The 14,739-nt window shown below is 32.3% G+C and carries 12 protein-coding genes and 1 pseudogene; 10 read left to right on the top strand and 3 right to left on the bottom strand.

Annotated elements, in window-relative coordinates; all coding sequences use genetic code 11:
* Positions 1-81: 81 nt before the first annotated feature.
* The 3 genes from ACXVYO_RS13865 to ACXVYO_RS13855 form a co-directional block, all read right to left on the bottom strand.
* Complete coding sequence (locus tag ACXVYO_RS13865) at positions 82-1,497, bottom strand: phosphatidylinositol-specific phospholipase C (RefSeq protein ID WP_458467472.1); 1,416 nt, start codon at positions 1,495-1,497, stop codon at positions 82-84.
* Positions 1,498-1,906: 409 nt separating this feature from the next.
* On the bottom strand, positions 1,907-2,476 hold the full coding sequence (locus ACXVYO_RS13860; protein WP_073515827.1) for a methyltransferase: 570 nt from the start codon (positions 2,474-2,476) through the stop codon (positions 1,907-1,909).
* Between the two features lie 689 nt (positions 2,477-3,165).
* Positions 3,166-3,591 (bottom strand): hypothetical protein, encoded by a 426-nt coding sequence (locus ACXVYO_RS13855; RefSeq protein WP_458467471.1) that lies wholly within the window; start codon positions 3,589-3,591, stop codon positions 3,166-3,168.
* Positions 3,592-4,077: 486 nt separating this feature from the next.
* Between ACXVYO_RS13855 and ACXVYO_RS13850 the strand changes: the two genes are divergently transcribed.
* The 10 genes and pseudogenes from ACXVYO_RS13850 (at position 4,078) to ACXVYO_RS13805 (ending at position 14,701) form a co-directional block, all read left to right on the top strand.
* Positions 4,078-6,060, top strand: a complete 1,983-nt coding sequence (locus ACXVYO_RS13850) for a serine hydrolase (RefSeq protein WP_458467470.1) — start codon at positions 4,078-4,080, stop codon at positions 6,058-6,060.
* 618 nt (positions 6,061-6,678) lie between these two features.
* On the top strand, positions 6,679-7,266 hold the full coding sequence (locus tag ACXVYO_RS13845) for a TetR/AcrR family transcriptional regulator (protein ID WP_458467469.1): 588 nt from the start codon (positions 6,679-6,681) through the stop codon (positions 7,264-7,266).
* 17 nt (positions 7,267-7,283) lie between these two features.
* A complete protein-coding gene (locus ACXVYO_RS13840) occupies positions 7,284-7,919 on the top strand; it encodes an HXXEE domain-containing protein (RefSeq protein ID WP_270732831.1) in 636 nt (211 codons plus the stop codon).
* 531 nt (positions 7,920-8,450) lie between these two features.
* On the top strand, positions 8,451-9,650 hold the full coding sequence (locus tag ACXVYO_RS13835; protein WP_458467468.1) for an FAD-dependent oxidoreductase: 1,200 nt from the start codon (positions 8,451-8,453) through the stop codon (positions 9,648-9,650).
* Positions 9,651-9,716: 66 nt separating this feature from the next.
* On the top strand, positions 9,717-11,153 hold the full coding sequence (locus ACXVYO_RS13830) for an MBL fold metallo-hydrolase (protein ID WP_458467467.1): 1,437 nt from the start codon (positions 9,717-9,719) through the stop codon (positions 11,151-11,153).
* A gap of 114 nt (positions 11,154-11,267) precedes the next feature.
* A pseudogene (locus ACXVYO_RS13825) lies at positions 11,268-11,491 on the top strand (metallophosphoesterase); the annotation flags it as partial.
* 359 nt (positions 11,492-11,850) lie between these two features.
* Positions 11,851-12,102 carry a hypothetical protein gene (locus ACXVYO_RS13820; protein WP_000548621.1) on the top strand — a complete coding sequence of 84 codons (252 nt, stop codon included), beginning with the start codon at positions 11,851-11,853 and terminating at the stop codon, positions 12,100-12,102.
* A 179-nt stretch (positions 12,103-12,281) separates the two neighbouring features.
* Positions 12,282-13,007: an ABC transporter ATP-binding protein gene (locus tag ACXVYO_RS13815; RefSeq protein ID WP_458467466.1), complete on the top strand. Its 726-nt coding sequence runs from the start codon at positions 12,282-12,284 to the stop codon at positions 13,005-13,007.
* On the top strand, positions 13,004-14,023 hold the full coding sequence (locus tag ACXVYO_RS13810; RefSeq protein WP_458467465.1) for an ABC transporter permease: 1,020 nt from the start codon (positions 13,004-13,006) through the stop codon (positions 14,021-14,023). Before ACXVYO_RS13815 ends, ACXVYO_RS13810 begins: the two co-directional genes overlap by 4 nt.
* Before the next feature lie 24 nt (positions 14,024-14,047).
* The gene (locus ACXVYO_RS13805; RefSeq protein WP_458467464.1) at positions 14,048-14,701 is read left to right on the top strand and encodes a TetR/AcrR family transcriptional regulator; all 654 of its coding nucleotides are present in this window, start codon (positions 14,048-14,050) and stop codon (positions 14,699-14,701) included.
* The last annotated feature ends 38 nt before the right edge of the window (positions 14,702-14,739 follow it).

Below are 14,739 nucleotides of genomic sequence, written 5' to 3'. Positions count from 1 at the left end.
AATGATATAGAAATAAATTCAATCTCCATCTAATGCTTACGAAAGGAAATCAAAAAAGAATCCCATTGGGATTCTTTTTTTCTAATTTGTAATAGCGTATATTTTCACAGTGAATTTCTTAGTGGCACCAATTGGACTTGCGATATAATATTTTGTATTTGTGTAAGCTTCAGTCCTAGATCCCTGTGAAATATTTTTCCAACGAATAGAATCGGTACCTAGGGAAACATCAATCATTACATTGAAAGAGATAGTAGAATGATGATCTATTTCTGAAGGCTCAATAACCCACTTTAATTCTTTGGTACCTGCAGGTAAACTATCAATTTTAAAGTTTTGACTGGATCGATTTTTTTGTCCGGATAAAGGATTAGATTCGGATGAAATTTGCGAAATTAATATCTTTTTTTCATTTGAATGTACACCATTTAATTTAATGATACTATCAATTAAACCTGGCCCAGGAAAATCAGCTGCGATAATACCAGAATGTCTAATTCCACCTTGTTGTAAGAGTTCGGTCCCAAGTGTATTCATCCCACCATAATATACTTGTCCATTTTTATCGCGAGGGAAATCAATCCAAGCATGAGTCGAATTCGTTTGAATCAACTTAGGGTTACTATCAGTATTTCTATTCTCTTTTCCGCTTGCAACAAACCAAGGATATACATTATTTAAAAATGCGGCTGCACCACCCGTACCACTAAAATGATTAAGGTATATTTTTCCATTATTATAGTTAGTATTTGCACTTTGTAAATGATTTTTTATCGCATTCCATTTTTCATATATTTCGTCTGGTCCGCTTCCAATTTCAAATTTATCTTGAATATTCAATCCATCGTAATCAATCCCGTACAATTGAGGGGATGTAAAGTTTTGTAAGATTACAATTTTCCCCCGGATATCTCCTAAAGTAGGGTTGTTTCTGTCTATAATTGGTACGGAATTAGGATCCCAAAAATATGAAGCATTACCGTTTTTATATTTTAAAAATATCTCCTCAAATGATAGGGATCCACTTTCGGGAGTAGTTTCTTCTTTTAAGCGCATTAAAATTGTTTCTGTCGGATAATCTTTCAAAAATTGGATTGCTTCTTTTAATACATCTTCAAATACTGCTTTTTGATTGACAATACCATGGTACATTGCAAAAGAATCTTTTACACGTTTAACGCGCATATCTACATATCGAATTCCAGAATTTAATTGTTGGGATAGACTCATAGTTTGATTTCTTGTTAAATTTTCATCAAGAAAACTTGCTCCATGTAAAGCCATTGTACCATGAGTGCCTGGAATAGATATTTCACTTAATTTTGTTGAATCTGCTACTTCTGACATCCAAGATGGATTTTGATAACCTATATTGGATTCATAGGAATAACCTGGATGACTATCAGCTGAAATTGTAGATGGTGTACTTAAACTTGCTAGTGTAAAACAAGTGAGGATGCTAACTTTAAAGAAATTTTTTATTTTTATTTTGTTCATTTTATCTCTCCTAACCTTTAAACAATAGCTATAATAAGATGTTTTTTTACTATATTTATTGTTTTCTATTCCTAATGTAATGAATTTTTGTAATTGAAAAAGGGGTAGTGAGCTAACTTGAGATAGTATTAGTTTATTGTAATAACTTATATCTAATAGCCAAACAGAGTTTTAAAGAATTGAAGCATAGATAGGTAAAAAATAAGCTTTTTGCTGTATTGTATACAAACAAAACAGAAGCCTTAAAAAGACTTCTATTTTGTGACATATTATGAATGATAAGGTGGTTAACAAATTAAGATTATGTGAGTGAGCGGTAAAAATCTATTTATAGCTGTTTCAGGAATTTCTTAAAACAAGTCTATTCAGGAAAAGTGGTCCCTACAATGGTAATAAAAATTAAAAGATTCTACTCATTAAAACTTAGACTAACTACAGTTGCGATAGATTGAGCTGCATGTTCCCAGCTTCCATCTATAACTTTCCCAAGCTGCTGACCAAGTGCATTTAAATCATTTGGATTAACTGGAATTCCATTATACGCAGCAAGAATTGATAAAAGTGGAGCAGCAAATGGTGTCCAACCACCTCTATCAATATTAAATACAGGCTTATCTACTACTTTTCCATCTTGCACAGTAAACTCATAATAAAATTGATCATCTGGACGGAAACTTAAATGATGAGAAATTTGTCCTTTAACATATTTTTTTCCTCCACCTAGATTTACTACTTCTATTTCTTTTACATTAAATTCATGCTCAAATACTTTTATTTTTTTGACTTCTGGACCATTTAAGGCAGCATTAACAGCTGTTTCTAAATTATTTTGTGCTAATGGTTGAATACTCATTTGTGCCTCTTTTTGTTGGATAGGAGCCTCTTTTTCTGCAGCAAACACTGACGTAGAAGGTAGTGCACCTGTAGCTAACGTAGCTGCAAGTGCTGTTGTCATCATGATTTTTCTTTTCATCTTCATAGTTTATCTTCCTCTCTTAAAGTTTTGATATATAATCTTTTAAAGACTGACATTGTGTAATATTCTATTTAATAATGCACAAAAAGCTGGTTTAAGAATTATGTGGAGTTATGTCAGAGAATTAAAATTAATTATATATGTATTTAAGATGATATCTATCTACACATATTTTTTCAATTTTTCGACAAATATAATGGTAATGACTTCTTAAGAGTCAATTTAGTACCTTGTTTATCTATAGAAATCCTATAAATAAACTAATTTCATAGTGGATGTAGTATATTTGATATCAAATGTCTTACATAATGCTATAAAATTTCACAATTCTTTATTTTAAAGAATGAAGCGATAAGGCTTCAAATCGCAAGGGATGCGGGGATAGTCAAATAAATTAGAGTTTGAAAGAATCTTTACTTAGGAATGCCTCATTTTTAAATGAAGTGAAAGTGGGGGGAATTCAGGGGGAGTACGCTTTTGAACGATTTTTTACCTGTAATAATTGCTCCATTAACTAGTTCTATTCTTGCTAAAATGGTAGCTTTTATAATAATGAGAAAGAATCAAAGTTAAGATGTATTGAAAGAAAAGAGCGTAATAATTTTACGTACCTTGGTTAATTGTCAAAAGTTCGGAACAATCTTCCGTCCCTTGAAATAACAAGTGAAAAGAATAAGCACTCCCGTGAGTGCTTATTCAAATTCGATTTCTGTTTTACCATCTGATGTGAAGTATCTTATGGTTGTTTTGTCGTATTCTTGCAAGCCACTCTGCGCAACGGCGTCTTTTAACTTTGTTCTTGTTCTATAGCCAAAATTTTTCCGTAGGCCTTCGTCAGCATTTGACAATGCTGTTTTATCAACGAAAACATATAAGACATACAAGTTATTTTCTTTATTTAATTCAACCGCTGTTACAATACCACCGAAATATTCTATAATCTCCTTGGTTCTACGTTCAAGACTTTTCACCATTCGTGTCTGCTCATCTTTTAGTTGTTCTGTTTTCGCCGTTGTTAGTTGTGTTTTTGGTTGCTCCTTTTGAACTATTTCTTTTTCGCCGCACGCTGCTAACATTACAACAGATAAACTAACTGCTAATACTGATTTCTTCATCATCTAAATCCTCCTAATATCAATATCTAAATATTAGCATACTATAAGATTTCTTGCTGGATATGGAGTGAAGATGCCAATTAGGGCATCTTCACTCCATATCCGTAATCTTTTCCAGTAAATAATGCAGTAGGTCTACCTTTTAATTCTATCTAACTTCTCAAAAAAATTAGATCGATCATTAATAGTACTCGCATCACAAAATAGCCAATTTTTATTGATTATAAACGATGGGTGTTTTCTTTAAGTAGGATGTTATGAAAAAACTGCTGGGAAGTCCTATATTAAAGACTGTCTAGCATTTTCTATAACTAAGACCTAATAATATATAGACTACTTCTAAAAGAGAAAAGTTAATAAATAACAGAATTGAAATAAAATTAGAAAAAATACTGATGAAATGGTAGAATGTGGTTGGTTAAACTATAGATGTATAATCAATAATCTAGTATTAAAGGGGGAGTTAATTTGGGTAATAGGAATAGAGGAATGAAAATTTATTTTCAAAGGTTAGTAGCTGTAAGTGTATGTTTTTTGTTATTTTTTCTGGGGAGCAATTATTCAAAAGCCGAAACTGTTGAACCTATAACATTAAATCCTAAAGATGTAGAAGCATTTACCAATAAAGTAATTCCAGGGAAAATGAAAAAAGAAAACGCAGCTGGTGTAGCTCTTGTCGTTGTAAAGGATAATCAAATTTTATTTCAAAAGGGATTCGGATTTTCCGATAAAGAAAAGAATACTCCCATCGATCCTAAAAAAACAGTTTTTCGATTAGCGTCAATATCAAAAGTTTTTACTGCTAGTGCTGTCATGCAGTTAGTTGAACAAGGTAAAATTGATATAAATAAAGATATAGTAAATTATATGGGGGGATTAAAGTATCAAAATAAAATGGGTGAACCAGTTACAATGGAACATTTACTTACCCATACAACAGGTTTTGATTACGTAGATCCTAGACCAGAGGATATCCATTATCAAGAGAATGATTATACTATGCTTAAAGATTATGTAGAAGATAATATGCCCACAGTAGTGAGAAAGCCAGGAGATACATATACATATGATAATTTTGCTTCTATGCTTCAAGGGTATATTGTTCAAAGTCTGACAAACACACCTTTTTACAAATATATGGCCAAGAATATTTTTTACCCTTTAGAAATGCATAATAGCAGTTTTGTTATGACTAATTTTATTAAAGAAAAGCTTGCAACAGGATATGACGCTAAAGGTAATGCCATTCCATTTTATCAAACAAGACCAACAGATATGCCACAAGGGAGTATGTTTTCTACAGGAAGTGATGTAGCCAATTTTATGATCGCTCAATTGAATGATGGTAAATTTAAAAATAACCAAATACTACAAAAAGAAACCGTAGAAGATATGCAAAAAACAAAATTTGCTTTACATCCCAAATACCCTAATATGACATATGGGTTTGAGTTCTTTTCACCGCAAAGCCATAATGGGCAATATGTGTTCGGTAAAGGGGGAAATATACCAGGTTTTTCATCTTTAATGTGGTTAATTCCAGAGCATAAAATTGGAGTTTTTGTAGTTACAAATAAAGATAGTTCGGCACTTCCTGTTGAAGTATTTGATGATTTTATGAATCACTATTTCCCAGATAAAACAAAGCCTGAATATTTAACCCCTAATGAAGAAGAATTAAAGAAATTTGAAGGTGTTTACCGTGATTTGAGATTAAAAAACCTAATGTCACATGTAAACATAAGTGAAGGAAAGTTATATGTAAGTGATAAAGTATATGGTAAACAGGAGCTAAAACAAATAGACCCTTTACTATTTGAGGATGAAAAAGGGAATTATATGGCATTTAAACTTCACAAAGATGGTACTGTGAAAGAAATGATACATTGGAACTCTGGCAGCTCAGCGGTGAAGTTAAGTGAGCCCGAGAGATTTAAAGACGTAGATGAAAATCATCCGTATGCTAAGTTTATAAATCCTTTACATCAATACGAGGTATTACAAGCAAATAAGGAGGGGAATTTCAATCCAGAATTTTCTCTTACACGGGCAGAATTTGCATATTGGTTATCTCAAATTGCTTACTTTACGCCACCTTCAAAAAAAGAACCAGTATTTTCGGATGTGAAAAATCATCCGTATGCACCTCATATTCAAAAGTTATATGAGATTGGTATTTTATATGAAAAAGATGGGGAACAATTTCATCCAAACCGTGCAATTACTAGACAAGAAGCAGCATGGATTACCTGGCAGTATTTAAAAATGTTAGGAGCGCCATCTGCAGATGCAACATTAAAGGGAGACACTGATGAATGGGCAATAGAATCCGTGAAAAACATTGTAGGTCATCGTTTAGTGGGGCCTGAGGTTATATATAATGAAGATGGATCAGCAGATTATCTATCAAAACAAAGTATGAAACGACAAGAAGCAGCTGCATTGTTACTTTATGTTTTTTTATCTAGTTAATTTGTTTTGAGGTGAATTTCACAAAAAGAAAACATCTAAAGAGCTTGAAATAATACACAGAAAAAGAATAGTCATCGACCAATGATTTATCGTAACAAACAGGGGTGAATAAGTTATAACCATGCTCCAAATCTTAAGTAGAGCTGGTAATAGAATGATTTCTTAAATGTTTTGTAAGGTAAGGAGCTCCTTTCAGGGGAGCTTTTTTTATTTTATTATTAATAATTTCACATACCGTAATTATTAATAATAAAATAAAATCTACAACAAGGAGATTCATTCCTAGCTAGGTCACAGTAATACACTAGATACCAACAAATATGATGTATAAAAAATTGTGTTCATCTTTTTTAGTGAAGGAAAATAATGTTAATCGATTTGATTGTTTATACAACAGTTCAATTATTAAAATTACCGACTGCTCACATTATGAAGGGACTGGAAAACAACAAAGACGTTCTTGAATGTATATATAAACTTTAATAACAAAGATAAAAAAGAATAGGTAATCGGAAATGTCGAAAGGTTTAAATTGATATTAAAAATTGAAGGTGATACCATCAATTAAACAATGTTTAAAACATTGTTTAATTGATAAATTTTAGAGGAGGAGATAAGTTGAGTGGAAATGAAAACATATCTACGAAAGAAAAGATTTTAAATACAACATTAGAGTTAATTAAAGACAAAGGCTTTGAAAGTGTAACAATAAGAAAAATTGCGGCATTGTCAGATACTAATATTGCGCTTATAAATTACCATTTTGGCTCAAAAGAAAAATTGATTAGTGAAACAATTAAAATATTATTAATTAGCTTTCAAGACACTTTTTCTATTTTAGATGATATTAAAGTGCCAGCAAAAGAAAGATTAAAAATATTTTTACTTGATTATGTAATAGTAATTCGGCAATACCCCGAGTTAGTTAGGAAAATTATTGCAATGGGAACTACGGTATTTACATCTCAATACGAATATGGAGATTTTTTGAAGAGGCTCGGTTTTAGTAAAGTGAAGAATATATTGAGTGAAATAACAAATGAAAAGGATCAGGAAATTTTAATGATGATGACGGTGCAAATATTCGGATCCATTTTTCTTCCAGCATTAATGATGCCAATTCTTGAATCAGGGGCAGATATAAGAATACAGGCTATAGAAAAGCAAATTGATTTCCTATTTGAACGCTATTTTTATAAAAATTGAGATAGTGGGTGATAGAGATGATTAGTTTCTTTAGAAAGCAATGGTGTGATGTAGGGTTAGTTATGGCTATTGTTGTTTTAGGTTATTTAATCGCGAATTTTGGAAAAATGAGTGAAATAAAGGTACTGTTAGCGTTAAGCTTTGTAGCCATTTTAGTGCATCAATTTGAAGAGTATCGTTGGCCAGGTTATTTCGCTGGTCTGTTTAATGTAGTTATATTTAAAAGTGATATACCAGATCGCTATCCATTAAATACACAATCTGCTATGGTAATAAATATTTTGATTGCGTATGTTTTTTATTTACTTCCGTTTTTCTTTCCAAATATCATATGGCTTGGGTTGGCACCTATTTTAATGGGATTTTTTCAATTCATATGGCATGGTATTTTTGCGAATATAAAAGCTAAAACAATATACAACCCAGGATTAGGTGCGGTTGTATTGCTACATGTTCCGATTGGTTATGCATATATGAGATATGTTCTTTTACACAATTTAGCAACAAATTTGGATTGGATATTAGGGACAATCTATTTTCTAGTAGCTACCTATTTTTTAATTATAAAAGGAAATATGTTACTGAAAAGTAAGGAGACAATTCATTACTTTTCTAAAAAGCAATTAGGTCCGTACAATGATTCATTAAAGTGATTCAGAAGGAATTTTGGATGCTGACGAGAGTACAAGTGAATTAAAAAAGAAAGGTGCATTGGCACCTTTCCTTTTTGAAGGATATTTTTGTATTTCAGGGTATCACCACATCACCATCAAGTTAAGAAATTCATTGTTACTCGAAACGAAAAAAATGACCTGAATTCGCATAAATAATGGTAGTAGTTATATGGTTTTTTTTAGCGACACCTCAAAGTGTTAGCTTAATAAGAATAATCCTTAGCCTCCTTTAGATAAAAAAGGGGCTTTTTTACATATGAAATTACATGGGTCTTTAAAGATAGCTTTGAGCGTAGAGAGAAACTGTAGTAAAGGCTAGTATTGAAAAATATGAAATACGGAAGTAGCGTAGAGGATTTATGCATAAAGTAATATTGATGGTAAAATTAACAAAATTTTCATTTAAGTCAGATAAATGGGTGGTGTTTTTAACTTATAATAATGTTACTACAAGAAAATAAGGTTATGTATTAGTGATTTTAAAAATCAAATTTAGATGGGAAGAGGATAATGAATACCAGGGATAGTTATAAAATTATTGTAATTGGTGCTGGGACTGCAGGAATATCTTCTACTGCACATTTGTTACGAAATGTACCTCTATTAAAAGAAAGTATAGCAATTATTGATCCATCAAAAAAACATTATTTCCAACCACTATGGAGTTTAGTGGGGGGAGGAATTGTTTCAAAGGAAAGTACGATGCGTGATCAAGAAGAGCTTATTCCAAAAGGTGCAACGTGGATTCCTAATAGTGTCGTTAAGTTGTTTCCGGAAGAAAATAAGCTACTTTTAGATGATGGACTGCTGCTTGAGTATGAAATTCTTATTGTAGCAGCCGGTATACAAATAAATTGGGATGGTATTAAAGGCTTGAAGAAGTCTATTGGGACTAATGGGGTTTGTAGCAATTACTCTTATAAATATGTTGATTCTACTTGGAGAGAAATTGAAAAATTTAAAGGAGGAAATGCGGTTTTTACCCACCCCAATACTCCTATTAAATGCGGTGGTGCTCCACAAAAGATTATGTATTTAGCAGAAGAGTATTTTTGTAATAGCGGTGTAAGGAACAAAAGTAAAGTAATGTTTTACACGGCTAACGCTAACATATTTCACGTTCCACGTTATGCTAATACATTAGAACAAGTGTTAGAAAGAAAGCAAATAATAACAAATTATAATAAAAACTTAGTAGAAATTATCGCGGAGAAGAAAGAAACAATTTTTGAAGATACGCAAACACTAAAAAGAGAAACAGTACCATATGGTATGATCCATGTTGTTCCACCTATGGGGCCACCTAATTTTCTTAAAGAGAGCAAGATAAGTGATCATCAGGGTTGGGTAGATATAAGCCCTTATACTTTGCAGCATGTAAAGTATAAGAATATTTTCGGACTTGGAGATTGTACCAATTTACCGACCTCTAAAACTGGAGCAGCAATTCGAAAACAAATACCGGTCTTAAAACAAAATATTATGGACGTACTTAACGGAAGAGATATACAGGCTAAATATGATGGGTATACATCTTGTCCGATTATTACAGGATATAAAAGCCTTATACTCGCCGAATTCAACTATGAACATGAGCCTCAAGAAACGTTTCCGTTCAATCAAGCGAAAGAACGGTATAGTATGTTTTTACTTAAAAGATATATGTTGCCCTATATGTATTGGAACTTCATGTTGAAAGGGATCCTATAAGGGAAGAGAGAAAATGGCTAAAAAGATTGAAAAGTAATTTGAAATAACTATATGGAGGGAATAGCTATGCTTTTAAAATATTTTTATGATGAAAAATTAGCGCATGCTTCTTATTTAGTTGGTTGTCAGAAGGAAGGCGTAGCAATTGTAATTGATCCAGGTCGCTATATAGAACAATATATAGAATTTGCTAAGAAAGAGGGGATGGAAGTAATTGCTGCGGCTGAAACTCACATTCATGCAGATTTTCTTTCTGGGTCTAGGGAACTTTCTAATCTTTATCATGCAAAGCTATATGTATCTGATGAAGGAGATTGTGATTGGAAATATCAATATCTTAATGAAGGCCGATACAAATTGGTTAGAGAGGGCACAGAGTTTAAAATAGGTCATATAAAATTTAATGTAATTCACACCCCAGGGCATACGCCTGAAAGTATTTCTTTTTTAGTAACTGATACTAGTCAAAATAATTATACGAATGATAAGCCTATGGGAATATTCACAGGTGATTTTATATTTGTAGGAGATATAGGAAGACCGGATTTATTAGAAACTGCTGTAGGTATGAAAGATACTGCAACAATTGGAGCGAAACAATTATTTGATTCTATACAAAAAATAAAAATACTTCCTGATTATTTGCAAATATGGCCATCACATGGTGCAGGAAGCGCATGTGGAAAAGCATTAGGAGCAATTCCAACTTCTACCTTAGGTTATGAAAAGATGTTCAATTGGGCATTTCAGTGTAATGAAGAAGGAGATTTTGTATCGACTTTATTGACCGGGCAGCCAGAGCCTCCAAGGTATTTTTCATTAATGAAGAATTTAAATAAGTATGGTCCTCCAATCCGAAAGAAGAGGGAAGTTTTTGCTATTAAAACGGTAGAAGAACTTCAAGAAGTTATGAGGAGCGTTCAGCAAATAGTTGATATAAGAGATGTAGAGAGTTTTGCTTCTGGTCACATTGAGAAATCAATTAACATACCGTATAACAATTCTTTTACAACTTGGTGTGGGTGGTTACTAGATTATAAAACAGAAACTTTAATCATTCTAGATGAGGAAAAGGTTAGAGTGGAGGAAGTTATTAGAGACTTTGAATCTATTGGGCTAGATAATATTATTGCTTTTGTACCCTTACAAGTAATACAAAGACTTGATAGATTTGAAAATTACAAAGAAAAAACATCAATTGAATTATATCCGCATATAAAAGATGGGAAAATTAAGGTTATCGATGTACGAAGTGAAAAAGAGTGGGAGGAAGGACACCTTCATGATGCAGTACACATCCCTTTAGGAAACCTATCTAAGCAGTTAGATTGTATACCAAAAGATTGCCAAATAGTTTTACAATGTCGAACCGGATTACGTTCCGCTATAGCAGCTAGTATTTTACAAAGAGCTGGTATAAAGGAAGTAGTGAATTTAAAGGGAGGATTTCTTGCATGGAAAAAAGAAGAACTTCCATATATAATATGTAATCGCGATGCATAAGGGAATAACTTCCATTAATTTATCCGATAAGAAAAATTGGGATTACATAGGAGTATATCTATATATAGGAGCACCACATTTAGATAGTATATTAAAATAGGAGAAATAGATGATTTATTCTATAGACCTGAATTTTTTCAGAATTATGCTGATGAGCAAATAGATATAGTTTTATCAGCAAATTAGTCGCTCCGAATCAAGGACTATTGCCTACATATACAGCCGGTTTATATGAAAAACAAAATACGTCTATGGTAGTGAGTAGAGGATTAGGAAATAGTATCATTCCGCAAAGAGTTTTTAATAGGCCGGAACTTGTGGTCGTACAGTTAAATTGAACTGTACGATTTTTTGTACAGAAAAAATAAGCCAAATGTAATTTATTCCGCTTTAATGGGCAGTAAGACCCCCACCTCAAAATTCAGCGAAAGCAAAGAAGTTAGATGGGGATCAACTGCCTATAAAAGCCTGATTGGTTCAACTAATAATCAGTGGGGGATGAAGAAAACCCCCACTGACTAAAGTTTCACTTTATACAAGTTTACATTACAATTTTGTTAAAAATTTTCTACGTTACATAAAGTAACAAAATTTGACCCGAAGAGTTTGTTATAGTGTAAATAATCAAAAAACTTAAAATTTGTCGAGTGATAATTGTGATAAGTAATTCATGTAAAAAACTTAAAGGGGTGTACACATGCATAAAGAATATGAGATTGAAGAATATACGGCGATTGAGGAACAAATACATTATTATTGTAAATGTTTATTAGTTAGTCATCCTGATCAAATTATAAAGTATTTAGAGAAAAGGTTAGAAAAATATGCAGAAACATTACAATATGCACATTTATATCCTGACACAGTTATTTTACCGTTACAGCAGTTAGTTATCGAATATTCTTTAGATGTTGCTAGAATTAGAAAGTATATGAATTTAAAAACGTAAAGTAAAATATATAATGTAAATGAAACAGAGTCGACTTTAAGAAATGATATTCTAATGTCGACTCTGTTTCATTGTTTAAGATTGAAAATACATACTAATCAATGAAGTTTGACATATAATTACGCAAGAGTAAAATAAAAGTGAGTACTCACTCATTTTTAGAAAAGGGGGAATAAAACGTGCAGCAACCTTCCATTATTTTGCGAACAGTGTCAAAAAGTTTCGGAAAAAAAGAAGTGTTACACAATCTTTCACTGCAAGTTGAAAGAGCAGAGATATTTGGTTTAGTTGGGCCTTCAGGTTCAGGGAAAACGACTCTTATTAAATTGATTGCAGGTATTAATGAAGCAACGAAAGGTGAAGTGTTTGTTTACAACACGAACATGCCTAATTTAAATGAAATGAAAAAAATTGGTTATATGGCTCAGGCTGATGCATTATACGAAGAACTATCAGCATATGAAAATGCAGATTTTATTGCAACGATGTATGGATTAAAGGGAAAGCATAAAAAAGAAAGAATTGAAGAGGTTTTTGACCTTGTACAATTATCACAACATATGAAAAAGCAAGTGCAGCATTTTTCAGGTGGTATGAAGAAGCGTTTATCATTAGCGATAGCACTCATTCATGAACCTGAAATATTAATTTTAGATGAACCAACAGTGGGGATAGATCCGCTTCTTAGAAAAACGATTTGGGAAAAATTCTATGATCTTAAAAAGAAAGGCACTACCATTTTTGTAACAACGCACATTATGGATGAAGCTGAGTTTTGTGAGCGTCTCGGATTGATTAGAGAAGGAAAGCTAGTTGCAACTGGAACGCCTGAAGAATTGAAAAAGCGGGTATCATCAGGTCGGATTGAAGATGTCTTTTTGCTGGAAGAGGTGGCCCTATCATGAGAGTTACTGGTGTAATCATTCGTATTATTCGCCAATTTTTTCGAGATAAGCGTTCGTTAGCTATGATGTTTGGAGCACCAATGTTATTACTTTGGTTATTGTCGCTAGTGTTTACACAAAAAGACTATGTACCGCATCTTGCTCTTGTTGATATGCCAGCTCAGGTAGTAAAAGTGATGAAAAATCAAGAAGTGTCAATTTATGAATATAGTAAAGAAAAGGCAATGACTGAGTTGGAAAAACAAAAGGTAGATGCGGTAATTTATTTAGAGAATGGGAAAATGCACCTTTTATTAGAAGGAAGTGATTCATCAAAAAATCGAGCTGTACTTCAAGTTTTACAAAAGAATACAGTAAAGAATGATGTATCTGCTGTGAATCCTAAAGTAGATTACTTACATGGCACTAAAAATCTTACAATGTTTGATGGGCTAGGCCCCGTGTTGATTGGTTTCTTTACATTTTTCTTTGTGTTTATATTATCTGGAGTTTCTTTTGTAAGAGAACGTTTAAGTGGTACATTAGAGAGGTTATTGTCCACTCCAGTGAGAAGATGGGAAATAGTTGTAGGATATATTGTTGGTTTTGGAATCTTTGCATTTATACAATCCGTAATAATCGTAAGTTTTTCAGTTTATATTTTAGACTTATATGTAGCTGGCTCTATATGGCTAACGCTACTTATTACATGTATGCTTTCTTTAACCGCATTAACTTTAGGGACGTTTTTATCAGCATACGCAAATAACGAATTTCAAATGATCCAGTTTATACCGCTTGTCATTGTGCCACAAATATTCTTTTCTGGTTTGTTTCCAATTGAATCGATGAATAAGTGGCTCCAAATGTTAGGGAAACTATTTCCGCTCACATACGGCGCTGACGCAATGAGACAAGTGATGATTCGAAATCAAGGATTTATAGAGATTGCATTAGATTTAACTGTTTTACTATTTTTCTCAGTATTATTTGCAATAGGAAATGTATTTGCATTAAAGAAACATCGAAAAATATAATGATGATACAAAGGGGCATTATAAATGAAGAAGGATTGGCTAGAAGAATTAATAGCCGCAACAAATACGGATAAACGAAATGAACGTCAAATGCGTATACTAGAGGCAGCTGTTGATATGTTTGGAGAAAAAGGATATGCATCAACTTCAACAAATGAAATTGCAAAGCGTGCTGGTGTAGCGGAAGGAACAATCTTCCGCTACTATAAAACGAAAAAAGATTTATTGTTAGCAGTCGTCATGCCAACATTAACAAAGTTTGCTGCACCATTTTTCGTACAAGCCTTCGCAAAGGAAATATTTAAATCGGAGTATGAATCATACGAAGGGCTTCTAAGAGTTGTGATTCATAATCGATTTGAATTTGCAAAAAAGCATTTTCCAATGATAAAAATATTAATTCAAGAAGTGCCATTTCAGCCAGAACTAAAAAATGAAATACAACATTTAGTAGAAACAGAGTTATTTTCACATTTTAAAAAGTTGATTGTAAAGTTTCAAGAAGACGGGGAAATTATTGAAATGCCGCCATCTTCAGTATTAAGACTTACTTTATCAGCTGTATTAGGTTTATTATTAACAAGATTTTTATTATTACCTGAAGAAAAATGGGATGATGATTTGGAAATTGAAAATACGATTCAATTTATACTGTACGGATTAACGCCACGAAATTAATCGTCGAAGTATGAATTACATATGTTACATTTAAGCAA

It is taken from the genome of Bacillus sp. BC08, assembly GCF_054326875.1.
This window is presented reverse-complemented; position numbering and strand designations above follow the sequence as displayed.

What these genes read in the sequence shown, in the direction of transcription:
- ACXVYO_RS13855 (WP_458467471.1), bottom strand. Translation starts at nt 3,591, where the DNA reads ATGATGAAGAAATCAGTATTAGCAGTTAGTTTATCTGTTGTAATGTTA.
- ACXVYO_RS13860 (WP_073515827.1), bottom strand. Translation starts at nt 2,476, where the DNA reads ATGAAGATGAAAAGAAAAATCATGATGACAACAGCACTTGCAGCTACG.
- ACXVYO_RS13805 (WP_458467464.1), top strand. Translation starts at nt 14,048, where the DNA reads ATGAAGAAGGATTGGCTAGAAGAATTAATAGCCGCAACAAATACGGAT.
- ACXVYO_RS13830 (WP_458467467.1), top strand. Translation starts at nt 9,717, where the DNA reads ATGCTTTTAAAATATTTTTATGATGAAAAATTAGCGCATGCTTCTTAT.
- ACXVYO_RS13820 (WP_000548621.1), top strand. Translation starts at nt 11,851, where the DNA reads ATGCATAAAGAATATGAGATTGAAGAATATACGGCGATTGAGGAACAA.
- ACXVYO_RS13865 (WP_458467472.1), bottom strand. Translation starts at nt 1,497, where the DNA reads ATGAACAAAATAAAAATAAAAAATTTCTTTAAAGTTAGCATCCTCACT.
- ACXVYO_RS13835 (WP_458467468.1), top strand. Translation starts at nt 8,451, where the DNA reads ATGAATACCAGGGATAGTTATAAAATTATTGTAATTGGTGCTGGGACT.
- ACXVYO_RS13850 (WP_458467470.1), top strand. Translation starts at nt 4,078, where the DNA reads ATGAAAATTTATTTTCAAAGGTTAGTAGCTGTAAGTGTATGTTTTTTG.
- ACXVYO_RS13810 (WP_458467465.1), top strand. Translation starts at nt 13,004, where the DNA reads ATGAGAGTTACTGGTGTAATCATTCGTATTATTCGCCAATTTTTTCGA.
- ACXVYO_RS13840 (WP_270732831.1), top strand. Translation starts at nt 7,284, where the DNA reads ATGATTAGTTTCTTTAGAAAGCAATGGTGTGATGTAGGGTTAGTTATG.